Here is a 24,924-nt window from a genome sequence, read left to right on the forward strand (position 1 = left end):
CCCGAATCAGCAATATCAAGGCTCTACACGGTAATCTCTATGAAACACATATTCATTTTTCGAATCACTTTCAACAATTTCAATAAAGCCTTTTTCAATCAGAAACTCAATAAGCACTTCAAGATTGATTGAGTAGATTTTCAGTTCTTCATGTTCATGCAGTTCCTGGATGGCCCATATTTCCTTTTCAGTCATAACATCCATTATATGTCTAGCCCCATCCAGAGTCCGATTATGGATAAAGAATTCACTAGCCAAGAAAAGGAGTTCTAATCTTTTTTCGATTGGTTCTTCGCTCATAATCAATTCTTCATACAGTTTGAATATCGCCGGGTCGATTTTTTTCACTTGGGACCATACAGTGACTTCAGGTGAAAATCCTTTTTCAATAACCGTAAGTCTAGCTAGATGATGCAATGATTGAATTGCATGTTGGTAGGCATCCATGTAGTTTTGTTGTTCAAAAAACATCTTACCTTCCATATAGACTCTCACCAACCTGGACAATTCCAATCCCATTTTGATTTTACGTCCGTAAAAAGGGTATTCCTTCAGTTCATTTTTCAATCCTTCAACAAACTCGTTGCGATCAAAGAATACTTTGCCGTAAAATAGCCAATCAACGACTTTCCTTTTCGTCCCAAGTAAAAGCCATTTCCTCAGCTGCTTCTCGCTAATTACATGCATTGCTGCTTTCCCTGTTCCATCCGTGTAATGCTTTGTATATATCGGAGTTTCTTCATTAGTTGTTATGATTAGCATGATTTCATCAAATGTATCCGTTATGGGATCACCAGGCCATCTCTTTTCAACAAGTATAACGCCTAGTGTTTCAGGCGAACTGGCGCGTTCTTGATAAATCGGTCTAAGGATTTGTTCCATTATGACACCTCCACCTTGTATTTCTTCGACAACGCTTCTTAAAAACCCTTCCATTTGGATTCGTAAAATATGATGATCACGAAATTTATGCTATATTAATTGAGGACCATCACAACGATCTGGTGATTTGTCCACCATACGCATCGGTGTTTCACGCACCATATCATCTACTAGTAAGGAGGATTACGGATGAAGCCTTATAAAAATAAAATAAATCGCATACGATCTTTTGCGTTATCACTAATTTTCCTCGGTGTAGTCATTATGTATCTCGGAATTTTCTTTAGGAATAATGAGATTATTATGTTGATCTTCATGGTTCTTGGAATGATTTCCATTCTCGGCAGCGTTGTTGTATATGCTTGGATCGGTACATTGTCGACAAGGGCTGTGCAAATAAAATGTCCAAATTGCGGCAGACATACGAAGATGCTCGGACGAGTAGATATGTGTGGACATTGTAGAGAGCCGTTAACTATGGACCCTTCATTAGAAGGTAAAGAATTTGATGTAGCGTATAATCGACCTTCCGCTAAGAAGGACTCAACAAAGAAATAAAAAAATCCGGTTACCTAATTTTCATCAGGTAACCGGTTTTTATTTTGCTGTTAGGACACCTACTGCACATTCAGGACAGGTTCCGTATACTTCAAGCCGATGTGAATTGACTTGGAATCCAGTAACGTGAGAAGCAAGATGTTCCACTTCTTCTAAACCAGGATGATGGAAATCGACGATTTTACCGCATTGATCGCAAATGATGTGATAATGATCATGTGTGACAAAATCGAAGCGACTGGAAGAATCACCATATGTCAGTTCCTTCACTAGCCCCGTATTTCGGAACACACGCAAATTATTGTATACAGTGGCGACACTCATATTTGGAAAATCACCTTCAAGTGCCTTATATATTTCATCAGCTGTCGGATGCATCTCAGAAGAAATTAGATATTCTAAAATTGCATGTCGTTGCGGGGTAATACGAACGCCGCTCTCCTTCAATGTGACCAGCGCGTCCTTCAAAACCACTTCAGACATCGCCAACACTCCAATCCATAAAGATTACTTCTTTATAATCATTATAATTAGTGTACTGAAGAAGTGGTCTGTTTGTCAACAAAGATGCTAACTCTACATGCCGAAACAGGTTCTTTTGATCAATAACCTTGTTCGAGATCAATGAGATTCACTAATTCACGGTCGCCTTCTCGCCATTTCGAAAGATTTACTGTGAAGAACTCCAATGCACGTTCAACATACTTTCCCGAATGACTAGATACATGTGGAGAAATAGTGACGTTCCCTAACTCCCAAAGTTCACTCTCAGCTGGTAACGGCTCTTTTTCGAACACGTCAAGCACGGCGTGACCGATTTCATCATGTTTCAATGCATGCAATAGCGTCGATTCCTTGACCAGGTCTCCCCTTCCAAAGTTCATAAAGAGGGCTGAATCTTTCATCGCTTCAAAATACGAACCATCTAACATTCCTTTCGTTTTAGGCGTACTGGGTAACACAGAAATGACGATATCCCCTTTTGGCAAGACATCCTTCAGCTTTTCAAACGGAATCGTTTCATCCATATTCGGTACACGGTCTCCGGAAGAATTACAGCCGATTGTATGTACACCAAACGCTTGTAGCAACCTGCCGATTTCAGAACCGATTGCCCCTGGACCTAATATGATCGCAGTTGCCCCTCGCAGTTCCGTCTGTCTCGCTTTCTTATTCCACTCTTTCTTCAGCTGATGCTCCCGCATAGTCGGTAGAGCTCTTCCTAATGAAAGTATATGCGCGAGGACTGATTCAGCCATCGGTGTTTTATGGATTCCACGCACATTACTCATGATGATTCCTTTTTCCGCTATTTCATCCAATGGCATCTTTTCAACACCTGCTGACGCAACCATAATCCATTTGAGTGAAGAAGCCCTATCCAATACAGCCGTTGAAATATCCTCGCCATATGTGACGATGACTTCGTAATTGTCTAAAGGCACTTCTTCGATTTTCTTTGTAAACGAAAATTCGACGTCAGCAAATTCCGTTTCCAGTCTTTTCAATTGTTCTTCTTTTATATTGAAGGTAAATAGAACTTTCATGATTGGCCCCCTATCACGCGTTTGTTAATTGCTTTAAAGTAGTGAGCACTTCGTTTATATGCTCTTTCACCTTCACCTTGCGCCATTCTTTCACAACTGTTCCTGTCGGATCAATCAAAAAAGTAGACCGTTCAATCCCCATATATTCTTTTCCGAAATTCTTTTTAAGTTTCCATACACCATACTTCTCTGCTACGACGTGTTCGTCATCTACTAATAAAGAAAACGGTAACCCCTGTTTCTCAATAAATTTTTGATGTGATTTAGCATCATCAGGACTCACTCCAAGAATAACGGCATTTAAATCGCTAAAGTCCTTTTGAGAATCCCTAAAATCTCCTGCTTGTGTCGTACACCCTGGCGTCGCGTCTTTAGGATAGAAATAGAGCACAACATACTTTTCCCCTTTGAAGTTTTCTAATGAGACGGTATTACCTTTTTCATCAGCCAAAGAAAAAAGCGGTGCTTGCAAGCCTTCTAACTTTTCCATGTCCATTCCTCCCTATTCATTTCTTCAATCGTACCTAAGAAAAAGAATAGATTCAATTTCTTTGGCGTATTTGTCCGATATTGTTTAAAATGGATAGTGTAACGATTTGAACGGAGGAATAAAGATGAACAGAACAAAGTCAGAAGAGATTTATAAAGAAGCGTGTGAACATATTGTTGGGGGAGTTAACAGCCCTTCCCGTGGATATAAAGCTGTTGGAGGAGGAGCCCCTACTGTCATGGAACGTGCAGAAGGTGCTTATTTCTGGGACGTCGACGGCAATAAATATATCGATTACTTAGGCGCATACGGTCCCATCATCACTGGACATGCCCATCCGCATATTACAGAGGCTATTACGAAAGCCGCTAAAACGGGTGTATTATACGGTACGCCAACACCTCATGAAGTGAAATTCGCCAAGATGTTAAAAAAAGCGATTCCTTCTATGGATAAGGTTCGTTTCGTCAATTCAGGGACTGAAGCTGTCATGACGACAATCCGTGTAGCACGCGCTTATACTGGCAGAACTAAAATTATGAAATTTGCGGGATGCTATCACGGTCATTCAGATCTTGTCCTTGTGGCAGCAGGTTCCGGCCCAGCTACATTAGGAACACCCGATTCAGCCGGTGTACCCGCATCGATCGCCCAGGAAGTCATTACCATTCCATTTAATGATCCGGAAGCTTATAAAGAAGCGATGGATAAATGGGGAGACGAAATTGCTTGTGTGCTAGTAGAACCGATTGTCGGTAACTTCGGTATTGTCGAACCTATTGATGGATATATGCCGATTGTGCATGAAATCGCTAAAGAAAAAGGTGCACTGATTGTTTATGATGAAGTCATCACCGCATTCCGCTTCCATTACGGTTCTGCACAAACGATGCTTGGCACAACACCTGATCTCACTGCATTCGGAAAAATCATCGGAGGCGGATTGCCAATTGGTGCTTATGGTGGACGTAAAGAAATCATGGATACAGTCGCGCCACTTGGGCCTGCCTACCAAGCAGGAACGATGGCAGGCAATCCAGCATCGATGCTTTCAGGTATCGCTTGTCTTGAAGTACTTCAACAACCGGGTGTCTATGAAGAGATGGATCGTTTAGGCGCCATTCTTGAAGATGGCATCCTAAAATCGGCAACAAAACACGGTATCACACTGACGATCAATCGGCTTGGTGGCGCTTTGACCCTATTCTTTACAGATGTGAAAGTACAAAACTATGAGCAAGCGGAACAGACAGACGGCGAGATTTTCGGAAGGTTCTTTAAATTAATGTTGGAAAACGGCATTAATCTGGCGCCATCAAAATATGAAGCTTGGTTCCTGACGATTGCACATACTGAAGAAGACATCCATCATACACTAACAGCAGTCGATCGTTCGTTTAGTGAACTAGCACGTCAGAACAACGGTTGACCAGTAGCAATAGTTGGGGTACAGTAACGAAAACCGTTGAAACACTGAGCATGCCCAACATTCGAAAACCGTTAATGGAAAGGAAAATCCTATGAAACTTGGTGCCCGCATTTTCAAAACGGGTATAGCAATCGTTTTCGCTTTGTTTCTAGCCGAAACATTGCAGTTGCCAAATCCTGTATTTGCAGGAATTGCAGCTATATTCGCCATTCAGCCGTCGATATACAGATCATACCGGACAATAGTCGAACAGATTCAAGGTAATCTGATTGGGGCGACCACGGCTATTACATTTGTATTGATATTCGGACATCAGATTGTAACTGTCGGTCTGGCTGCAGTTATCATCATTCTAATCATGTTGAAGTTAGGGCTTGAAAAGTCCGTATCACTTGCCTTGGTTACGATGATTACAATTATGGAAATCAAAGGCGATGCGTTTTTATCCTTCGCAATTTTAAGGTTAGTGACCATTGTAACGGGAGTTCTTTCAGCTTTCATCGTCAATCTGTTATTCATGCCGCCAAAATATGAAACAAAATTATTTCAATCTATTCATCAGGCACAAGATGAAATCATTCGTTGGATACGATTGGCCGGCAGACAAGCTTCTGAACATATAGCAACCAAGAAATCTTTAGAAAAATTAAAAGAGCGATTAACTCAAACAGATCTGCTGTATTCACTTTTTAAAGAAGAACGCAGTTATTTCAAAAGAAATTCTATGGCCAAAGCAAGGAAGCTTGTTATTTACAGACAGATGATTGCAACATCTAAAAGCAGCTACGAAGTGCTCTCAAAGTTACACAAGTTTGAAAACGAACTTATCAATCTGCCCGAACACTTCAGAATGATGATTCAGGAACGTCTTGATGCTTTACTTACTTATCACGAGCAAGTCCATTTAAAGTTTGTCGGAAAGTTAAAGTCTGATAAGTTGACTGATAGTTTGACTACCGAATTCATTCAGCGCAAAGAAGTGATGGACATTTTTGTGAAAGAGATATCCATCACAAAAGCAGAAGAGGAATTCTCCGCCTACCACCTGCTTCATGTCCTATCTGCCATACTGGATTATGATGAACAGCTGGAATACTTGAATAGATTGATTGTTTCTAGCCAACATAGGAAAGATCATGTGATCAGTACAGCGTTACAAGATGAAATCTATTGAAAAACTCCGCGGGAATAGCCTCCGCGGAGTTTTTCAATTTTTCATCTTAGGATCCAACGCATCCCGCAAACCGTCCCCCATTAGGTTAAACCCTAAAACAGTAAGCATGATGGAAAGCCCCGGAAAAATCATGGTCCATGGTGCCGATTGCAAATAGGATTTTGAATCAGCCAGCATCTTCCCCCATTCCGGTTGTGGCGCCTGCGCTCCAAGCCCCAAAAATCCAAGAGCTGCCGCTTCCAAAATAGCAGTTGCAACGGCAAGAGTTCCTTGAACAATGACGGGTGCCATCGAATTCGGGAGAATATGGGAAAATAGAATTCTAGCGTCTTTCATACCGATTGCTTTTGCTGCTGTAATGTATTCATCTTCTTTAATGCTCAATACTTTGGATCGGATAAGACGGCCAAAGTTTGGTACATTAATGATTGCAATGGCTATCAATGCATTCTCAAGCCCTGGTCCTAATACAGAGACGATTGCAATCGCGAGTAAAATCGACGGAAATGCGAGCATAATATCGAAAACCCTCGAAATAATCGAATCGATCCAACGTCCGTAATACCCGGCGATAATGCCTAAGAAACTGCCAACAATGACAGATACGATAACAGAGAGAAATCCAACGGAAAGCGAAATGCGGGAACCGTGTATGATTCGAGATAAGATATCTCTGCCAAAGTCATCTGTGCCAAGCCAATACTCACCGGAAGGAGGCTGAAGCCGATCCGCAGCCATCTGGTCATTGATCCCTTCCTTGGCGATGAATGGACCAAATAACGCCAGCAGAATAAAAAATACAATAATGATCATTCCGATAACCGCCGTCTTGCTTTTCCTGAACCCTCTCCACGCTTCTCTCCAAGGACCAACCGTCTTTTCAACTTCCACTTCGTGAACTTGATTCATACCAGATTCTGCTCCCGCCATAATTACCACTCCCTTCTTCAGTCATATTTAATCCTCGAATCAACCAAACCATATAATAGATCGACAATCAGATTAATCATGACAAATATGAAGGCAACGACAAGGATTCCTGATTGAATGACGGGATAATCACGAAAGCTGATTGCATCATAAATATATCTCCCGATTCCCGGCCAAGCAAAAATCGTTTCAGTCAAGATTGCACCACCTAGAAGCATGCCGGTTTGAAGACCTATAATCGTCAAGATTGGAATAACAGCATTTTTAAATGCATGCTTGTAAACAACCCAAAACATTTTTTGACCTTTTGCTCTAGCAGTACGGATATAATCAGACCGCATCACTTCAAGCATACTGGACCTTGTCATTCTGGCAATAATCGCCATAGGTATCGTCGCTAATGCAACCCCTGGTAATATAAGATGCCGTAAAACCTGTAAAAACTGATCGAATCTTCCTTGAATCAATGTGTCAATTAAATACAAATGTGTAATTGCATTCACTGGATCTCTAACCGGTTCTCTTCCGGTCGTTGGAAGCCAACTGAACTCAATTGCAAATGCCCACTGACCGAGCAATCCAAGCCAAAATATTGGCATCGAGACTCCGACAAGCGCCAATACCATAGCTATGTAATCAAACCATGAATTTTGAAACCAAGCAGATATAATTCCTGCATTAATCCCTAGAACAATAGCTATTAAAATCGCAAAAAAAGCAAGTTCCATAGTAGCCGCTAAATGTGGCCAAATCTCATCTGCGACAGGTAGCCTTGTCCGCATTGATTCCCCGAAATCCCCTTGTAAGATACCACCTAGGTATCTGAAAAACTGAATATACCAAGGCTGATCTAAGCCTAACTTCATATTAAGAGCTGCGACCGCTTCCGCTGTAGCCTGTTGTCCTAAAATAACTTGCGCTGGATTTCCAGGTATCGCTCGTACCATCATAAATACGATAAAGGCCATGCCTAATAACACTGGCACTAAATGTAATAATCTCCTACCTACGTAACTCAGCACTTCTCTCACCCCGCTAAAACTTGCTCATATACGTACCATTTGTTTTCAAATCCTAGCAAAAGTACATTTGATAAACCCTAAAAGAAGGGGCTCAACCACAGCCCCCAGGGTTGCTTATTTATATTGAGGTAGTTATTTAGTTAACTCAACATTAGACAACAAATCTGATCCTGTAGGATGTGGTTTGAAGCCAGTCAAACCTTTTCCTGCTGCAAGAAGTGGTGTTGAGTGTGCAAGTGGTACCCAAGGTGCTTCTTCATGAATAATTTCTTGAGCTTTCTTGTATAGTTCAATTCGCTTATCTTCATCAACTTCCGTTTGAGCTGCGATAAACAAATCATGCATTTCCGAGTTCTTGAAATACGTATAGTTATTACTACCAATGTTATCTTCGTCCAATAAGACGTAAAGGAAGTTGTCTGCATCTCCATTGTCACCAGTCCAGCCCAACATGAATGCATCCGCTTCACCTTTACTGGCCTTATCTAGGTAAGTTGCCCAATCATACGTGACAATTTTTGCTTTGACACCAATGTCAGCCAAGTTGCTTTGAATGACTTCCGCCACTTTAGAGCCATCCGGCATATACGGTCTTGGTACCGGCATAGCCCAAAGTTCCATCTCAAAGCCATCAGGGTAGCCTGCTGCAGCTAACAATTCTTTCGCTTTTGCAGGGTCGTATGGATATTCTACAATGTCATCGTTGTAGCCTGAAATGGATGAAGGCATCGGGTTTTTAGCACTATTTGCCTGCCCTTCGAAGAAGGAGTTAATAATTGTTTCCTTATCAATTGCATAGTTCATCGCTTGACGTACTTCTTTTTTGTCGAAAGGCTCCCGTGTAACCGTTAACCCCAAATACCCTACGTTCATAGAAGGTCTCTTAATCAATTGTAGGTCTTCATTGCTTTCAATTTTCTCGCCATCGGCAGGATTAATGCCATCGGCCAAATCAATCTCACCCGTTAATAATGAATTCAGACGCGCTGAATTATCAGGAATCGATTTAAAGATAACCTTACTTAACTTTGGTAATCCTTTTTTCCAATAATCATCAAACTTTTCAATTGTTATTGTGTCGCCTGTTTTCCAATCTGCAAATTTAAAAGGACCTGTTCCAACTGGATTTCTCTCGAATTGGTCATCGCCTTTTTCAAATGCTTCCGGACTTGCAATCGCAAACATGCTCATTGCAATGTTTTTCAGGAATGGCGCTTGCGGTCTTTTCAATTTAATCACGACTGTAAACTCATCGTCTGCCGTGACAGATTCAATAACATGCCCTTCATCACCTTTGAACCCGCCAAACATGGAGTTGTAATACGGGAATTTATCCGCATCGCCATTCGCCCAGCGTTCAAAGTTCTTCACAACAGCTTCAGCATTGAAATCTGTTCCGTCATGGAACTTCACGCCTTCTTCTAAATTGAATGTATACGACAATCCATCCTCCGTATTCCACTCTTTTGCGAGCCCAGGCTCAATCGTTGTATCTTCTTCACCGAAGTTCAATAACGTTTCAAAAATGTTGACAGTAACCTTAAACGTTTCCCCTTCTGTTACTCTTGAAGGATCCAGCGAAGTGGAATCACCGCCACGACCAAATACTAATGTATCTTCTTTTTTCCCACTGCCCGACCCGCCTTCACTACACGCAGCCAGTGCGGTTGATAAAACTAGTAAGACTAGTAATAAAGCGGACAACATTCTCTTTTTAATCATAAAGACCCCTCCAATTGTTTTATATCATTGCCTACCTGACTTTCATCATATAAATGACAGGCGACAGAATGACCAGTTGTGTGTTCCACTAGTTTCGGTGAATCTACTGTACAAATATCCATTTTAAATGGACAGCGTGTATGGAATGTGCAACCTGATGGCGGGTTTGCTGGATTAGGAATATCTCCTTCTATGATGATTTGTTCTTTTGCATAATCAGGATCTGGTACAGGAACAGCTGATAATAATGCCTGTGTATACGGATGCAATGGTTTTTCGTATAAACTTTCGCTATCTGAAATCTCCACGAGCTTCCCTAAATACATTACTCCTACGCGGTCGCTAATATGTCGAACTACCCCTAAATCATGCGCTATGAAGATGTAAGTAAGATTAAACTCCTCTTGAAGATCTTGCATCAAATTCAAGACCTGTGCTTGTATAGAAACATCTAGGGCTGATACGGGCTCATCTGCAATTATCAATTTGGGATTTGTCATCAATGCTCTTGCAATGCCAATTCTTTGTCTTTGTCCACCACTGAATTGATGCGGATAGCGCTTCGCATGAAAAGGATGCAAACCGACAATCACTAAAAATTCCTCAACCTTTTTCTTTCTTTCCTTAGAATTTAAAATTCCGTGGACAATTAAAGGTTCTTCAAGTATTTTGCCAATCGTATGACGGGGATTCAAAGAGGCATAAGGGTCTTGAAAAACCATTTGGATATCCCGACGCGTTTTCCTCATCTCTTCGACACTTAAATCTATTAGGTTTTTCCCATCAAACTCAATTTCTCCTTCTGTCGGTTCCAATAAGCGCATAAGCACACGGCCAGTTGTCGATTTACCACAACCACTTTCGCCGACAATTCCCAACGTCTCTCCTTCGTTAACATAAAATGAAATATCATCTACAGCTTTTACATGACCTACTGTCTTTCCAAATATCCCTTTCTTAATCGGAAAGTGCTTTTTTAGATTTTTAACTTTTAACAAAGGTGTTGTACTCATCCTGTTCCACCTTTCCTTCGGCATATAGGAAGCAACGCGTCTGATGAGCGTCTGCTGTTAGATAAAGCTCCGGATTTTCGTTTCGGCATCGATCAAAAGCAAATTCACATCGAGCTGCAAAACGACAACCGTTTGTAATCGTTCCGGGTTTCGGTACATTTCCTGGAATTGAATACAGTCGCTCTTTCTTAAATCGCATGTCTGGAACGGATTGAATTAGTCCTCTTGTATATGGATGTTGAGGATCATCAAAAATAAGTTTTGTTGGCGCTTCCTCTATAACCTGTCCCGCGTACATAACAATGACGCGTTCACAAACTTCAGCAACTACTCCTAAATCATGTGTGATTAATAATATGGCTGTACCTAATCTGTCATTCAATTCTTTCATTAATTTTAAAATTTGTGCTTGAATGGTTACATCCAAAGCAGTCGTAGGCTCATCAGCTATTAGGATTTTCGGATCGCAGACAAGCGCCATTGCAATCATCACCCTTTGTCTCATCCCTCCGGATAACTGGTGAGGATATTCCGACATTAATTCTTCTGCTCTTGGTAAACCTACGAGCTTTAGCATCTCAACCGCCCTAGCTTCCACTTGCTTTTTCGCTGTTTTTTTCGCATGAATCAAAATCGCTTCACTCATTTGGTTGCCAATTGTAAAGAGTGGATTTAAGGAGGTCATTGGCTCTTGAAAAATCATAGCAATATCATTTCCCCGAATTTTCCTCATTTCCTTTTCAGAAAGACGTGTTAAATCTCTACCTTTGTATAAGATTTCTCCACCAACTATCTTACCGGGAGGGCTCGGAACTAATCCCATTACAGATAGTGAAGTCACACTTTTACCACATCCCGATTCGCCAACAATCCCTAAAACTTCCCCATCGTTAAGATGAAAGTTAATATGATCTACTGCAGGAATTTGTCCTGAATCCGTAAAAAAGGTAGTCTGCAAGTCTTTAACTACAAGAATTTGCTCTCTATCATTCATCCAGATCACCTTTCAGTATTCGTTTTTTTCTGAACCATAAAATTATACCAATTATACTATCTATTCAAAAGAATGCAATAAACATTTTGGTTATATTTACACAATTTTAAAATTAAAAAGCCACCGAGTAATCGGTGGCTTCCATAATTAATGCGATTTGACTGCATTTAGATTGATTGAACTTGAAACAGATTGTAGTAAATTCCTTGTTTCTTCATCAGTTCGTCATGTGTTCCGACTTCCTTCAACTGACCGTGGTCGATAACGAAAATGTTGTCCGCATGTGTAATTGTTGATAATCTGTGGGCGACGATGAATGTAGTACGGTCATTGGCTAACCGTTCAAGTGAATCCTGAATAAGTGCTTCACTTTCCAAGTCCAAAGCGGATGTGGCTTCATCGAGAATTAGCAACGGCGGATTTTTAAGAAAGACCCGTGCAATCGAGATCCGCTGTTTTTGACCACCGGATAATTTCACGCCACGTTCTCCGACGGTCGTTTCGTACCCTTCTGGCAGAAGTTCAATGAACTCATGTGCATTTGCCGCTTTTGCAGCCGCAAACACTTCTTCATCGGTAGCATCCGGCTTGCCCATGAGAATGTTGCTCTTTACAGAGTCGCTGAAAAGAATACTGTCTTGTAGAACTAGTCCAATCTGATCGCGTAATGACTTCAGACGAACATCACGCAAATCATGACCATCAATCCGAATCGAACCTTCCGTTACGTCGTAAAAGCGCGGTATAAGACTGACAATTGTCGATTTCCCACCGCCACTCATCCCGACGAGGGCAACAGTTTCACCCGGCTTGACAGTGAAATTGACATGATTCAACACGTTATTATCTTCTTCGTCGTACTTGAAACTCACATTGTCAAACTCAATTTTACCGTCAATTATCGGTAACGTTTTGGCATCCTCTTTGTCATTGATATCGTATGGCTCTTCCATCAATTCAAGAACACGGTCCATGGACGCAAATGATTGTGTCAGCGAAGTTGATGCGTTGACAAGACGTCTTAACGGATTATAAAGCTGATCTATATAGGCGATGAATGCAACCATGACGCCAACGGATAAAGATCCATTAATGACTTGGTAGCCTGCATATGCAATGACTAATAAAGGAGCGACGTCTGTTATTGTATTGACGACAGCAAATGCTTTCGCATTCCATTTTGTGTGATCAAGTGCTCGTTTCAGGAAATTGCCGTTCGTTTCATCAAAACGCTCCTGTTCCTTCTCTTCAAGTGCAAAGCTCTTGATGACACTAATGCCCGCAATTCGTTCGTGCAAATAACTTTGTACATCCGCCAATGCTTGCGAACGTTTTCTAGTTAATTCACGTAATCTCCCAAAGAAATGCTTCACACTGTAAGCGTAGAAAGGGAATGCAAGCAGCGTCACAAGTGTCAAAGGTACATCCATCATCAACATGATTGTGACAGCGATAATAATTGTCGCAAGATCCAACCAGACGTTCATCAGGCCAATCATCACAAAGTTCTTCGTTTGTTCCACGTCATTAATGACACGTGAGATTACTTCACCGGCTCGGGTGTTTGAATAATAGCGCAATCCAAGCTTCTGCAAATGTCCGTATAAACTCTCGCGTATGTCATACAGGATTTTATTGCTCACGTATTGGGCAAAGTATTGGCGGTAATATTCGATTGGTGGACGTATGAGGAAAAATAGCAGCGCCGTGCCACCAAGCCAAAGGAATAGTTGCTTTGTTTTCTCAGGATCCGACAACGCTTCTGCACCGATAATATCATCAATGACAATTTTAATTAGATAAGGGATGAATAAAGGAATAGCGAATTTTACAATCCCGATGAGTACAGTCAAAAAGATTTGCCAATTGTACGGTTTAACAAACTTCATATAACGTTTTATGCTTTCTCCCATATGCATTCTCCTTCGACTTACTGTAATTGCTCTTTTGCCGGTCGAGGCTGAACGCCTGCTTTCACTTTTGATGCGGCCAGTTACAGCAGGCAGCCTCTCGGGTCACTTCGACCTTTCCGAAATGGTGCAAAGAGCGCACCATTGTCGGCAAGGCCTCCAGTGCCGGTCGAGGCTGAACGCCTGCTTTCACTTTTGGCCATCCAGTTGCAGCATGCAGCCTCTCGGGTCACTTCGGCCTTTCCGAAATGGTGCAAAGAGCGCACCATTGTCGGCAAGGCCTCCAGTGCCGGTCGAGGCTGAACGCCTGCTTTCACTTTTGATGTATAAAAAGAAGCCCGACTGCACATGTGCAGGCAGGCCGTCACTGATTATTTTTTCTTACTTGTTTATGGAACTCATATCTTGATGTCCATACCTCGATGAAGTCCGGCGCGAATGGACCTTTCCGCTGCTTTACCCAGAGGAGCAGCTTGTCGAGGTTCCGCCACAGAATTTGATCGATCACTTCAGGGTAGTTCATCTTCTTTTTATGATCCGCATACTCATCTTCATCCAAAATCAAATAGCTCATATCTGGGAATACCTTCACATCAAGATCATAGTCAATGTATTTCAGTGAATGATGATCATAGACAAAGGGTGAACTCATATTCACATAATAATAGACTCCATCTTCCCGGAGCATACAGATGATATTGAACCAATGTTCGGCATGGAAATAACAGATGGAAGGCTCTCTCGTCAACCATGTTCGTCCGTCCGCTTCTGTCACAAGTGTGCGTTCATTCGCGCCAATTACAATATTCTTTGTGCCTTTTAAGACAGTCGTTTCCTGCCATACTCTATGAATATTGCCATCGTGCTTGTAACTGTGGACTTGTATCGTATCCCCTTCTTTTGGAATCACCATCTGAAAACCACCTTTAAATTTCAAAACCTATAATATTCGTACATTATACCAAGTGGTTAAACAAAATTGAAACGATAGACCTTACCGCCTGCAGAAGCACTTTACTAAAAGTTATGTATGAAGAAAAGGAAAAACCGACAGCGGTTAGGCTGTCGGCCGGTGATGTCCATCCATTACTTAGACTGATCTTCGTAACTGTTTGCACGAGCACCAGAAGCATTACGCTTATTTTGCTCAGCTTTCATGTTTTGTTGCTTAACATGATTTACATCTGTTTCAGCACCAAATTCTTCTTGCATGTTTTGTTGATTGAATTGTGCTTGATTTTGGTTTTGGCTTTTGTTGTTACGATTTTGTTTTGTCAATGGATTTTCACCTCCGTAACCACTATGATGCACAATCATCTCTGTTTTATTCGGAGGAATTTTTTTCTTCCTTTCGTTTCGCTTCAGTCCAGATTTTTTGCATCGGCACAGCTTTCGGTAATCCGTCGACTTCTTCTGGCGAAAAGAACATGTAACCTTCAGGCGCATCTTCGTCAGTCAAAGCAACATAACTTGTCATATCCCAAGTTAAATGGGAGAAGATATGCTTGAAGTCAATCAATGGTTTTTGATGTTCCACGTTCATTCCGAAATGAATACGTACAACGTCTTCCACATCATTCATATCGTTTTCAATCATTGGAAAGTCCCACATATTCGCAAGCAATCCTTTTTCGGGACGTTGCTTCATCAGCCACTTACCTTGCAAGTTACGAATCGCGAACACCTGCATCGGAACCGTCTTCATCTTCGTTTTCTTGGATTTCACAGGTAACTCGTGTTGTCTACCTTCATGGAAAGCTTCGCAGAAATCACGAACCGGACAAAGAAGGCACTTCGGATTCGGCGTGCATATAGTCGCTCCGAGTTCCATTAGTCCCTGGTTGAATGACGATGGATCTTTTTTGTCAATCAGTTCCATAATGACGGATTCAAAAATCTTTTTTGTTTTTGGAATCGCGATATCCTCTTCTATAAGAAGTAACCTTGACATCACTCGCATAACGTTTCCATCGACAGCATGCTCGGGTACCCCAAAAGCAATACTAAGAACGGCCCCTGCCGTATAGGGACCGACACCTTTCAATTTGGAAATCTCCTGCCGATTTTGTGGAATTTCACTCCCGTATAGTTCAACAACTTCGCGCACACCCGCCTGCAAATTTCGACCACGCGAATAATAGCCAAGCCCTTCCCACATTTTAAGTACTTCTTCTTCCGGCGCTTTAGCAAGATCTGCGAGCGTCGGAAATTTACTGAGGAACCGTTCATAATAAGGGATTACCGTATCAACACGGGTTTGTTGAAGCATCACTTCAGACACCCAAATCGAATAGGGATCCGATGTACGTCTCCAAGGTAAATCCCGTTTCTCACGTAAATACCATTCAATCAATGCTTTTCGAAATTCTTTCTTATGTTCAATCAATCGCATGTTTCCCTCCATATTGCATATGCTTTTCGTTAACGGAAAAAAGGGTATATACTAATAATACAATAATAATGTCCGTACTTTATTCATACCGCATCGTCAATGAAGGAGTGATCATTTGGATACCGGTACACATATTGTCATGGGCGCTGCCATATGCGGACTAGCTATGGCCGACCCTGTAGTTGCTACAGATTCAGTTACAATGACAGCCGTTTATGTCGGTATCGTATCCGGCTCATTAATCCCTGATATCGATACTGTCCTTAAACTTAGAAATAACGCCGTTTATATAAGCAATCATAGAGGGATCACCCATTCTGTCCCGGCAGTTATGCTTTGGCCACTTGTTTTGGCGACTCTGCTGTCACTTGTTTTCCCAGCCTCTGAATTTTTCCATGTATGGGCATGGACATTCCTTGCCGTTTTCATTCATGTGTTTGTAGATATTTTTAATTCCTACGGAACACAGGCACTCAGGCCGTTCTCCAATAAGTGGGTGGCGATTGGCGTTATTAATACGTTTGACCCAATCATCTTCGCACTTCATATTATCGCAATCGCGTTCTGGATTTTCGGAATGGATCCTGTTTCTACTTTCACATTCTTGTATATCGTTGTCTTCTTCTATTATCTGTTGCGGTTCGCTGTCAAAGCAGCAGTGAAGGCAGCAGTGAAAAGTACAGTGCCGGATGCAGAGCATATTTTCATCGCACCGACGATGAACTTTTTCCAGTGGAGAGTCGCTGCATCCAATAAGGATTGTCACTACGTCGGGAGAGCTTATGGACGTTCGGTTAACATTTATGATCGATTCAAACGAGAAAAAATGCCCGAATCCCCTTATATAGATGCCGCCATGACAGATAAAAACATTGATGCATTCGTCACTTTCTCCCCCATCTATAGGTGGTCTGTGTCACAAATTGGGGATCTATACGAACTGCGTCTAATCGATTTGCGTTATCGCAGCAAGGATTATTATCCATTCGTCGCAGTAGCCCATGTCAACGAAGACTTGGAAGTCGTCAATTCATACACGGGTTGGATTTTCTCAGAAGACAAACTACGAAAGAAGCTGAAATTCGTACCAAACTCATGAATAGGCGTACAAAAGCTTGTCCATACCCCTCAACACGAGGACGGACAAGCTTTTTCATTCAACTAACTGATGTCGTTATGATTACAGACCCGTTTTCACAGATTGTAGCATCGCAATAGGCAACGCCTCTTCTGCACGTGTTCCGCCTAAACGGTAGCCCCATGCAAAACGGCCTTTTAAATAATCAACATGGAAAAAGACACCTTCGTCTCCTTCGATTCGGTAGATTTCACCGGGCACGATTGTGGCGGGATCGATCATATAGGATTTTGCCATCAATGCTTTTCGCTGGTAGACGGCGAATTCATTGATCATCCCCATCTGTTCTGCTTTGCGCGCTTTCTCCATCAATCGGCCAATTTCAGTGCGCAATTCATGTTCATTCATATCACTATATTTCTTATCATTCTCCATCATCTTCGTTCTCCTTTTTCTCTATAAATCGGTCAATTTTTTCAAGCGGTATTCCTTTTTGGTACATCGCTTGCTTGACACGACTTCTCAATTGATAACCTGTATGTTTGGATTCATACCGGCGCCATGCTTTTTCTCCAACCGATACAGTAATCTCATCCCATTCGTCCTCTTCACGTTCAAAATCGATTTCTTCAAGTACGCTGTTGATCAACCCAAAGGCGTATCCCTTTCGCACAAGGGCATTTTGGATTCTCTGTTTTAACTGGGCTGGAGGAATGGAACGGTTTGATCTGGCTGCTTTTTCAGCCAGCTTCTTGGCTACAGTAAATTGCTCTTCTTCAGAATATTGTTCTAGCACTTGTTCCTGCAACTCCTTCCCGATTCCTTTTTTTGTTAACGCTTGTTGTATCGCTTTTGGACCTTTTCCAGACATATTTTTTTGTGTGTGCACCAATGATTCCGTAAACTCTTCATCATCGAGGAAACCAAGCCTGCGTAACTTGACAATTGCTTCAAGCACGACGGCTTCCCCGTACTCAAGATCCATTAACTTTTTCTTCACTTCGGATTCACTGCGCATTTTAAACGACAGAAAATGCAAGGCACGGTTGAATGCTTTTGCAATCTGGTCTTCATATGTAATCTCATCCATCGACCATTCGTCTAGTTGCATTCCTTTCGTCATGCCGAACTTTACAAGAATGGATTCGTGAACACTAAAAGAATACTTTTCATCGAGAAAGATATTATAACGTTCGCTATCACGCTTTTGTTGTGTTATTTTCGTAATAACAGGCAATGACGCCGACCTCCCTTTTACTATAAGTATACATGTTCTATTCATGGAGGTCAGCTTATCGGTTCAAAAGAAAACGGAGGTGGTCTTTATGAGAGTTGTTCTAGCTGGTGGTTCTGGATTTGTTGGACAGAAAATCACTGAATTGCTATTGAAAGAGGGACATGAAGTTGTTATTCTATCTCGAAAGGAAAAACCCGCTGAACCTGGTGTACAATATGTAACCTGGTTGACGGAAGGTTCTGCTCCAGAAGAAAGTATCGGCTCAGCTGATGCGTTTATCAACCTGGCGGGTGTTTCTATCAATGATGGCCGTTGGACAAAAGAGCATCAAAAACAAATTTATGACAGCCGGATGATTGCGACAGATGAATTGCTGCGCATTATTTCCAAAATGCCTGAAAAACCATCAGTCTTCCTGAATGCGAGTGCAGTCGGCATCTATCCGACATCTAAAACAGTCATCTATACGGAAAACTCCCAAGAGGTAGATGAAGGCATTTTAGGACGCACTGTCCGTGATTGGGAGCAAAAGGCTTCTTCACTAAAAGACTTCGGCATTCGTACCGCATATATGCGTTTTGGGCTTGTTTTAGGGAAAAATGAGGGTGCTTTGCCACTCATGGTGCTTCCTTATAAGTTCTTCGTTGGCGGTAAAGTTGGTTCAGGCAGACAATGGGTGTCGTGGGTGCATGTCAAAGACGTTGCACGCGCAGCAATTCACCTATTGAACACTGAACAATCGGAAGGTCCATTTAATATTACCGCTCCATTCCCCGTCAGGATGAATGAATTTGGGAAAACCATTGCTTCAACTTTACATCGACCGAACTTGTTTCCTGCGCCTGCATTTCTTATGAAAACTGCTTTAGGCGAAAAAAGCACGTTAGTATTGGAAGGCCAATTTGTTACTTCTGAAAAGCTCATCGCAAGTGGTTTCGAATTTGAATTTCCTACATTGGCTTCGGCATTGGACGACCTTCTCAACTAGGATGTATACTTCCCTCTCCATTACACATCCTACGCAAAAAGGAGAGGTGTATAGATATGGTTGAAGAGCATGGACCCGGCATACTGATGGCTGCTTTCATAGTTGTAGTAGGATTGTTGATGAATCCGTTTGCCGTACAGGCGGAAGAGTTCCATTGGGGATTCAAGAAAGCGACCAACGGTGAGCCACCGAATGCTGGCGCTGCGCTGGAATCGATGATTGAGCAGTATGGTGCCATCTACAAAGGAAAACCAGATGAAAAAGTGGCCTATCTAACATTTGATAACGGCTACGAAAATGGATATACCGAAACCATTTTAAAAGCTTTAAGAGATGAAGAGGCCCCTGCGACATTTTTTCTCACAGGACATTATTTAAAAAGTGCAGCACCTCTCGTTAAACAGATGATTAAAGACGGACATGGAATCGGTAATCATTCTTATGGGCATCCCAATATGGCCAACTTAACAGAAGCAGGAATGGAAGCAGAATGGAAGAAATTCGACGAACTCCTATTTAAAACGGCAGGACTTGAGCGGACAGTTTACGCCCGTCCGCCTGAAGGAATCTTCAATGATACGCTCTTGAAAAAAGGCAATGAACTTGGCTATCGGCACATCTTCTGGTCAGTCGCTTTCATTGATTGGTATGCTGACAAACCTCGTGGACGTGATTATGCATATAACGAGCTGATGAACCAATTGCATCCCGGCGCAGTTATCCTCATGCATACAGTTTCTTCCGACAACGCCCAAGCGTTACCGGACTTCCTACGGGATGCCAAAAAAGCAGGTTACGAATTCCGCTCACTGGATGATTTGGTTATGGAGTATGAAAATATCAACTCAGCGATTCGCTGATCATTTAGAGCAAATCTTTACAAGTCCTCTTTGTAAATCGGGTATACTTACCGAAACAAGGAGGTTTTTTATTATGAAATTTGAAATGACAGAAAACGGATTCCAAACTGAAACGTCTTACGGCACTTTGCAAATATCAGGAAATGATGAGTTTGGCTTCAGGCCTTACCAATTACTTGTTTCATCGATTGCAGTTTGTAGCGGAGGCGTCATGCGTAAAATCCTTGAGAGAAAACGAATACCTGCTAAAAATATCACGATCGATATTAAAGAGGTTTACCGAAATGAAGAGAAGGCAAGCCGTGTCGAAAGAATCCATATGCATTTCATCATCGAAGGTATTGAACTTAGCAACGTTCAAATGGATAAGATTATGGAAGTTACAGCTAACAACTGTTCCATGGTGCAATCCGTCAAAGATAGCATTGAAGTAATAGAGACGTACGAATTCGTCAATTAATAAAAGCCCAGTCCATATCTGATGTCAGATTACGGCTGGGCTTTTACGTATGAATGGAACCTTCACTTTCATTTTGCATATAATTCGTAGGCGTTTATCGGCATATGCCGGCAAACGTACACGGATCCCCTCCCTTAATAGTAGGATTCGATTCGTCTCTACTCTACGGCCTCCTTCTCTACTTGAGATTATGTACATCATAACACTTAATTTATGTATTGTAAACATTTTGTTTAGAAGAATTTTCAATCTATTACAATTAACGTGCCGCACATTGAAATAAATCGATATTTCATATACGATTACAATGATGAAAAGAGGTGTATGTCTTGGATAAGCAACAAAATAACGGACAAGTAGATGAGTTAAAAAACCGTCTGCATCAATTTTTGGAGAAACTCGATTCAATTGAACCCGAAACGACAGATGTGAACGATATCGACCAACTGATCAGCTTAATTGACGAATTGGAAAACCAGATGAATAAACTAAAATCAGATAAATGATTCAACAGGGGGAAATTAGATTGTACATAGATAAATTAGAGAAAAGCATGTATGACCTCATTTGCGAAACTTCCACGAACTTGCCTAAAGATGTGCGACGCGCAGTAACAGCAGCACGAGCAAAAGAGGATGCAGGAACACGAGCAGCAATGAGTCTCGATACGATTGCAAAAAACATCAATATGGCAGACGACAAGCTTTCGCCAATTTGCCAGGATACGGGATTGCCGACATTCAAAATCAAAACACCAGTCGGAGTCAATCAGTTGGAGATTAAAGCTGCCATTAAGCGTGCAATGGTTCAAGCGACGAAAGATGGCAAACTTAGACCGAACTCCGTAGATTCCCTTACCGGAGAAAACAGTGGAACGAATCTTGGACTTGGCCTCCCTGTCGTGAAATTCGATCAATGGGAACAAGATCATATTGAAGTGAGACTAATTCTTAAAGGTGGCGGATGTGAAAACAAAAACATCCAATATAGCCTCCCTGCTGAATTGGAAGGATTGGGACGAGCAGGACGTGATTTAGACGGGATTCGCAAATGCATTCTTCACTCTGTCTATCAGGCACAAGGTCAAGGATGCTCAGCAGGGTTCATCGGAGTTGGAATTGGTGGAGATCGTGCTTCCGGGTATGAGCTTGCAAAAGAACAACTTTTCCGTGAAGTAGGAGACCTTAATCCTAATGAAGAGCTTGCCGGATTGGAAGCGTATGTATTAGAGAGCGCAAATCAGCTAGGCATCGGAACGATGGGGTTCGGCGGTGAAGTTACTTTGTTAGGATGCAAGATCGGCGTAATGGACCGGATTCCAGCCAGCTTCTTTGTATCCGTTGCGTATAATTGCTGGGCATACCGCAGAATGGCAGTCGACATTGATGCCGTTACGGGCGAAGTACAGAACTGGCATTATAATGAAGGTGAAAAGCTTTCCTTCCATGAAAACGAGCCTGAAGTTGAAAGCGCCCAAACAACACGCACGGTCGAATTGACAGCTCCGATTTCCGAAGAGCAGATTCGTGACCTTCAAGTCGGTGACGTCGTTAAGATCAGCGGACGTATGTATACAGGCCGCGACGCTATCCATAAGTATCTGTCAGAAAATGATTCCCCTGTCGACCTCGACGGACAGATCATCTATCACTGCGGACCGGTCGTGATGAAAAACGAAGACGGTTCATATGAGATTAAAGCCGCAGGACCGACTACGTCAATTCGCGAAGAGCCTTACCAAGGCGATATCATGAAGAAATTCGGGGTGCGTGCAGTCATCGGCAAGGGTGGAATGGGACCAAAAACACTTGAAGCTCTGAAAGAACATGGCGGCGTTTACTTGAATGCCATTGGTGGAGCGGCTCAATACTATGCAGATTGCATAAAAGAAGTTGAGGGCGTCGATCTACTACAGTTTGGAATTCCTGAAGCGATGTGGCATTTACGCGTCGAAGGTTTCACTGCTGTCGTTACGATGGACTCTCACGGTAACAGCCTCCATGCAGATGTCGATAAGTCATCACTTGAAAAACTGTCACAATTCAAAGAAAAGGTGTTCAGTTAATATGCGCTTCCCCCCCCTTGAAACAATACATACTATTGTTTCAAGGGTTTTTTGATTCAATAAAATGTTTTATAGACTAGTAAACTTTTCACTTCTATTTCGCATATACACATGTTATACTCTTAATTATAATAATTACAATATCAAAATGATTATCATCGATTCTCATTAACACTTGTACATCAAAGACTCATGCATTTATTTACTCGATTTTATTACATGAAGATGATATTCATTCTCAATTAGGGGGAGCTTAAATGACAACGCATGTCAGTGAGGAAAAACAGGTGGCCGCAGGTTGGACTGTCCATTTGGAGTTAATAGCAGCCATCCTTTCGGGTATTCTGATTTTAATAGCTTGGCTCATAGGAAAAGGAGGGACTGAAACTCTTTCCATTACTTTTTATATTCTCGCTTTCCTCATTGGAGGATTTGCCAAAGCGAAAGAAGGAATTGAAGAGACGATTGCCGATAAGCAACTGAACGTCGAAATGCTAATGGTATTTGCTGCAATCGGCTCTGCCATTATAGGCTATTGGGCTGAAGGTGCCATTTTAATCTTCATCTTCGCAATTAGTGGAGCGCTTGAAACGTATACATTAAACAAAAGTCATAAGGAAATTTCTGCGCTTATGGAAATGCAACCAGAAGTAGCTTGGTTGCTTCAAGAAGACGGGTCAACTGTTAGCGTATCAATTTCTTCCCTATCCGTCGGTGCGAAACTTGTTGTCAAACCAGGTGAACGGATACCCGTCGACGGAGTCATCATACAAGGAACCACTTCCATTGACATGTCTGCCATCAACGGTGAATCTGTCCCTGTAACGAAAGAACAGCATGATGAGTTATTTGCTGGGACGATGAACATTAGTGGTGCTATTCAAATGGAAATGACAAAACCGAGTACGGATACCCTTTTCCAAAAAATCATCACACTTGTTCAAAATGCACAAGATGAAACATCTCCATCCCAGCAATTCATCGAAAAATTTGAAGGAACCTATGTAAAAATTGTCCTGTTCACCGTTTTCATCATGATGTTTTTGCCGCACTTCGTATTTGATTGGGACTGGACAACGACATTTTATCGCGCTATCGTCTTATTGGTCGTCGCTTCCCCATGTGCCTTAGTTGCATCGATCATGCCAGCAACTTTGGCGGCTGTTTCTAATGGAGCGAAACGCGGAATCCTATTTAAAGGTGGCGTACATTTAGAAGAATTGGGATCTTTGAAAGCAATCGCTTTTGATAAAACCGGTACACTAACAACAGGAAAACCCGTTGTCACCGATTTCCACGTCCGGGAAGATGCTGATTCCGATAAAACACTAGCGATCTTATCAAGCATAGAGGCACAGTCGAACCACCCTCTTGCAATGGCAATCGTCGCATACGCAGAAGAGCAAGGCATCTTCGCTCGAGAAAGTCCTCAAATAGAAGATGTGCCCGGATATGGACTTCGCGCAACTGTCGACAATGAAGAAATACTTATCGGAAATCCAAGGTTTGTTGGCATAGAGGAAACAACTGTTTTTAGTGATGGGATTGTTCAAAGGTTTTTCGTGGAAGGAAAAACCGTCGTTTTCATGAAAGATACTAAAGGTATTGTCGCAGCAATCGCTTTAAAAGATACATTAAGACCTGAAGCTGTTAGCGCTATTAAAGATTTAAGCAATCTTGGCATACGCTCGATAATGTTGACCGGCGATAATGAACAAACCGCTAGTGCCATCGCTACTGAAGCAGGTTTGGATCGTTATGTCTCAGAGTGTCTGCCGGAAATGAAAGTTCAACGGTTAAAGGAATTGATGAGCGAGTACGGATCTGTCGGAATGGTAGGAGATGGCATAAATGATGCTCCCGCCCTCGCAACTGCCACATCAGGCATAGCAATGGGTGACGGGACCGATGTCGCTCTTGAAACAGCCGATGTTATCCTGATGAAAAATGACTTAACGCGCATTCCATATGCTGTGAAAGTGTCAAAGAAGATGCAACGTATAGTGAAACAGAACATATTTTTCTCTGTAACTGTTATCGCCATCCTGATCATCTCCAATTTCATGCAAGTAGTAGATTTGCCACTTGGCGTAATCGGCCATGAAGGCAGCACAATTCTTGTCATTTTAAACGGCTTGCGTATGTTAAACCGGGTAAACTGAACAAAAAAAAT

General features: G+C 42.0%; 25 protein-coding genes. 10 read left to right on the forward strand and 15 right to left on the reverse strand.

The window, feature by feature from the left end:
- Positions 1 to 15 precede the first annotated feature (15 nt).
- Positions 16 to 882 carry a nucleotidyltransferase-like protein gene (locus QWT69_RS11975; protein WP_317965947.1) on the reverse strand — a complete coding sequence of 289 codons (867 nt, stop codon included), beginning with the start codon at positions 880 to 882 and terminating at the stop codon, positions 16 to 18.
- Positions 883 to 1,071: 189 nt separating this feature from the next.
- Here QWT69_RS11975 and QWT69_RS11980 point away from each other — a divergent pair, with 189 nt between their 5' ends.
- Positions 1,072 to 1,440, forward strand: a complete 369-nt coding sequence (locus QWT69_RS11980) for a YgzB family protein (RefSeq protein WP_317965949.1) — start codon at positions 1,072 to 1,074, stop codon at positions 1,438 to 1,440.
- Between the two features lie 39 nt (positions 1,441 to 1,479).
- Here QWT69_RS11980 and perR read toward each other — a convergent pair whose 3' ends face one another.
- The 3 genes from perR to bcp form a co-directional block, all read right to left on the reverse strand.
- Entirely contained in the window at positions 1,480 to 1,923 is a 444-nt protein-coding gene (gene perR / locus QWT69_RS11985; protein ID WP_317965951.1) for a peroxide-responsive transcriptional repressor PerR, read from the reverse strand.
- 119 nt (positions 1,924 to 2,042) lie between these two features.
- On the reverse strand, positions 2,043 to 2,987 hold the full coding sequence (locus tag QWT69_RS11990; protein WP_317965953.1) for a D-2-hydroxyacid dehydrogenase: 945 nt from the start codon (positions 2,985 to 2,987) through the stop codon (positions 2,043 to 2,045).
- A 13-nt stretch (positions 2,988 to 3,000) separates the two neighbouring features.
- Positions 3,001 to 3,477 carry a thioredoxin-dependent thiol peroxidase gene (gene bcp, locus QWT69_RS11995; protein ID WP_317965955.1) on the reverse strand — a complete coding sequence of 159 codons (477 nt, stop codon included), beginning with the start codon at positions 3,475 to 3,477 and terminating at the stop codon, positions 3,001 to 3,003.
- A 124-nt stretch (positions 3,478 to 3,601) separates the two neighbouring features.
- On the opposite strand from bcp, the gene QWT69_RS12000 reads away from it, so the two are divergent.
- Complete coding sequence (locus QWT69_RS12000) at positions 3,602 to 4,906, forward strand: glutamate-1-semialdehyde 2,1-aminomutase (protein WP_317965957.1); 1,305 nt, start codon at positions 3,602 to 3,604, stop codon at positions 4,904 to 4,906.
- A gap of 91 nt (positions 4,907 to 4,997) precedes the next feature.
- Positions 4,998 to 6,080 carry an FUSC family protein gene (locus tag QWT69_RS12005; RefSeq protein ID WP_317965959.1) on the forward strand — a complete coding sequence of 361 codons (1,083 nt, stop codon included), beginning with the start codon at positions 4,998 to 5,000 and terminating at the stop codon, positions 6,078 to 6,080.
- Between the two features lie 33 nt (positions 6,081 to 6,113).
- Here the strand turns inward: QWT69_RS12005 and nikC are convergent, their stop codons facing one another.
- The 9 genes from nikC to mutY all read right to left on the reverse strand — a co-directional run bounded on the left by nikC (position 6,114) and on the right by mutY (position 16,063).
- Entirely contained in the window at positions 6,114 to 7,010 is an 897-nt protein-coding gene (gene nikC, locus QWT69_RS12010; RefSeq protein WP_317965961.1) for a nickel transporter permease, read from the reverse strand.
- 17 nt (positions 7,011 to 7,027) lie between these two features.
- Positions 7,028 to 8,032, reverse strand: a complete 1,005-nt coding sequence (locus QWT69_RS12015) for an ABC transporter permease (RefSeq protein WP_317965963.1) — start codon at positions 8,030 to 8,032, stop codon at positions 7,028 to 7,030.
- Between the two features lie 132 nt (positions 8,033 to 8,164).
- The gene (locus QWT69_RS12020; RefSeq protein WP_317965965.1) at positions 8,165 to 9,754 is read right to left on the reverse strand and encodes an ABC transporter substrate-binding protein; all 1,590 of its coding nucleotides are present in this window, start codon (positions 9,752 to 9,754) and stop codon (positions 8,165 to 8,167) included.
- Positions 9,751 to 10,767, reverse strand: coding sequence for an ABC transporter ATP-binding protein (locus QWT69_RS12025; RefSeq protein ID WP_317965967.1), 1,017 nt, complete (start codon positions 10,765 to 10,767; stop codon positions 9,751 to 9,753). Before QWT69_RS12025 ends, QWT69_RS12020 begins: the two co-directional genes overlap by 4 nt.
- A complete protein-coding gene (locus QWT69_RS12030) occupies positions 10,739 to 11,761 on the reverse strand; it encodes an ABC transporter ATP-binding protein (RefSeq protein WP_317965969.1) in 1,023 nt (340 codons plus the stop codon). Before QWT69_RS12030 ends, QWT69_RS12025 begins: the two co-directional genes overlap by 29 nt.
- 167 nt (positions 11,762 to 11,928) lie before the next feature.
- Complete coding sequence (locus QWT69_RS12035) at positions 11,929 to 13,674, reverse strand: ABC transporter ATP-binding protein (protein ID WP_317965971.1); 1,746 nt, start codon at positions 13,672 to 13,674, stop codon at positions 11,929 to 11,931.
- A gap of 361 nt (positions 13,675 to 14,035) precedes the next feature.
- Positions 14,036 to 14,584: a nucleoside tri-diphosphate phosphatase gene (gene ntdP, locus QWT69_RS12040; protein ID WP_317965973.1), complete on the reverse strand. Its 549-nt coding sequence runs from the start codon at positions 14,582 to 14,584 to the stop codon at positions 14,036 to 14,038.
- Positions 14,585 to 14,757: 173 nt separating this feature from the next.
- Positions 14,758 to 14,949 (reverse strand): gamma-type small acid-soluble spore protein, encoded by a 192-nt coding sequence (locus QWT69_RS12045; protein ID WP_317965975.1) that lies wholly within the window; start codon positions 14,947 to 14,949, stop codon positions 14,758 to 14,760.
- Between the two features lie 46 nt (positions 14,950 to 14,995).
- The gene (mutY, locus tag QWT69_RS12050) at positions 14,996 to 16,063 is read right to left on the reverse strand and encodes an A/G-specific adenine glycosylase (RefSeq protein WP_317965977.1); all 1,068 of its coding nucleotides are present in this window, start codon (positions 16,061 to 16,063) and stop codon (positions 14,996 to 14,998) included.
- 115 nt (positions 16,064 to 16,178) lie between these two features.
- Between mutY and QWT69_RS12055 the strand changes: the two genes are divergently transcribed.
- A complete protein-coding gene (locus tag QWT69_RS12055) occupies positions 16,179 to 17,162 on the forward strand; it encodes a metal-dependent hydrolase (protein WP_317965979.1) in 984 nt (327 codons plus the stop codon).
- 81 nt (positions 17,163 to 17,243) lie between these two features.
- On the opposite strand, the gene QWT69_RS12060 is transcribed toward QWT69_RS12055, so the two are convergent.
- On the reverse strand, positions 17,244 to 17,576 hold the full coding sequence (locus QWT69_RS12060) for a YfhH family protein (protein ID WP_317971067.1): 333 nt from the start codon (positions 17,574 to 17,576) through the stop codon (positions 17,244 to 17,246).
- Positions 17,566 to 18,378, reverse strand: coding sequence for a recombination regulator RecX (gene recX / locus QWT69_RS12065; protein WP_317965980.1), 813 nt, complete (start codon positions 18,376 to 18,378; stop codon positions 17,566 to 17,568). The genes QWT69_RS12060 and recX overlap by 11 nt, the downstream gene beginning before the upstream one ends.
- Positions 18,379 to 18,466: 88 nt before the next feature.
- Here recX and QWT69_RS12070 point away from each other — a divergent pair, with 88 nt between their 5' ends.
- The 6 genes from QWT69_RS12070 (at position 18,467) to QWT69_RS12095 (ending at position 24,913) form a co-directional block, all read left to right on the forward strand.
- Entirely contained in the window at positions 18,467 to 19,366 is a 900-nt protein-coding gene (locus QWT69_RS12070) for a TIGR01777 family oxidoreductase (RefSeq protein ID WP_317965981.1), read from the forward strand.
- A 56-nt stretch (positions 19,367 to 19,422) separates the two neighbouring features.
- Entirely contained in the window at positions 19,423 to 20,226 is an 804-nt protein-coding gene (locus QWT69_RS12075; RefSeq protein WP_317965982.1) for a polysaccharide deacetylase family protein, read from the forward strand.
- 73 nt (positions 20,227 to 20,299) lie between these two features.
- Entirely contained in the window at positions 20,300 to 20,686 is a 387-nt protein-coding gene (locus QWT69_RS12080; protein WP_317965983.1) for an OsmC family protein, read from the forward strand.
- Positions 20,687 to 21,006: 320 nt separating this feature from the next.
- The gene (locus tag QWT69_RS12085) at positions 21,007 to 21,192 is read left to right on the forward strand and encodes an SE1561 family protein (RefSeq protein ID WP_431312283.1); all 186 of its coding nucleotides are present in this window, start codon (positions 21,007 to 21,009) and stop codon (positions 21,190 to 21,192) included.
- 20 nt (positions 21,193 to 21,212) lie between these two features.
- Positions 21,213 to 22,751, forward strand: coding sequence for a fumarate hydratase (locus QWT69_RS12090; RefSeq protein WP_317965987.1), 1,539 nt, complete (start codon positions 21,213 to 21,215; stop codon positions 22,749 to 22,751).
- Between the two features lie 257 nt (positions 22,752 to 23,008).
- On the forward strand, positions 23,009 to 24,913 hold the full coding sequence (locus QWT69_RS12095; protein WP_317965989.1) for a heavy metal translocating P-type ATPase: 1,905 nt from the start codon (positions 23,009 to 23,011) through the stop codon (positions 24,911 to 24,913).
- The last annotated feature ends 11 nt before the right edge of the window (positions 24,914 to 24,924 follow it).

Origin of the sequence: Sporosarcina oncorhynchi, from assembly GCF_033304615.1 — a bacterium.
Classification (GTDB): domain Bacteria; phylum Bacillota; class Bacilli; order Bacillales_A; family Planococcaceae; genus Sporosarcina; species Sporosarcina oncorhynchi.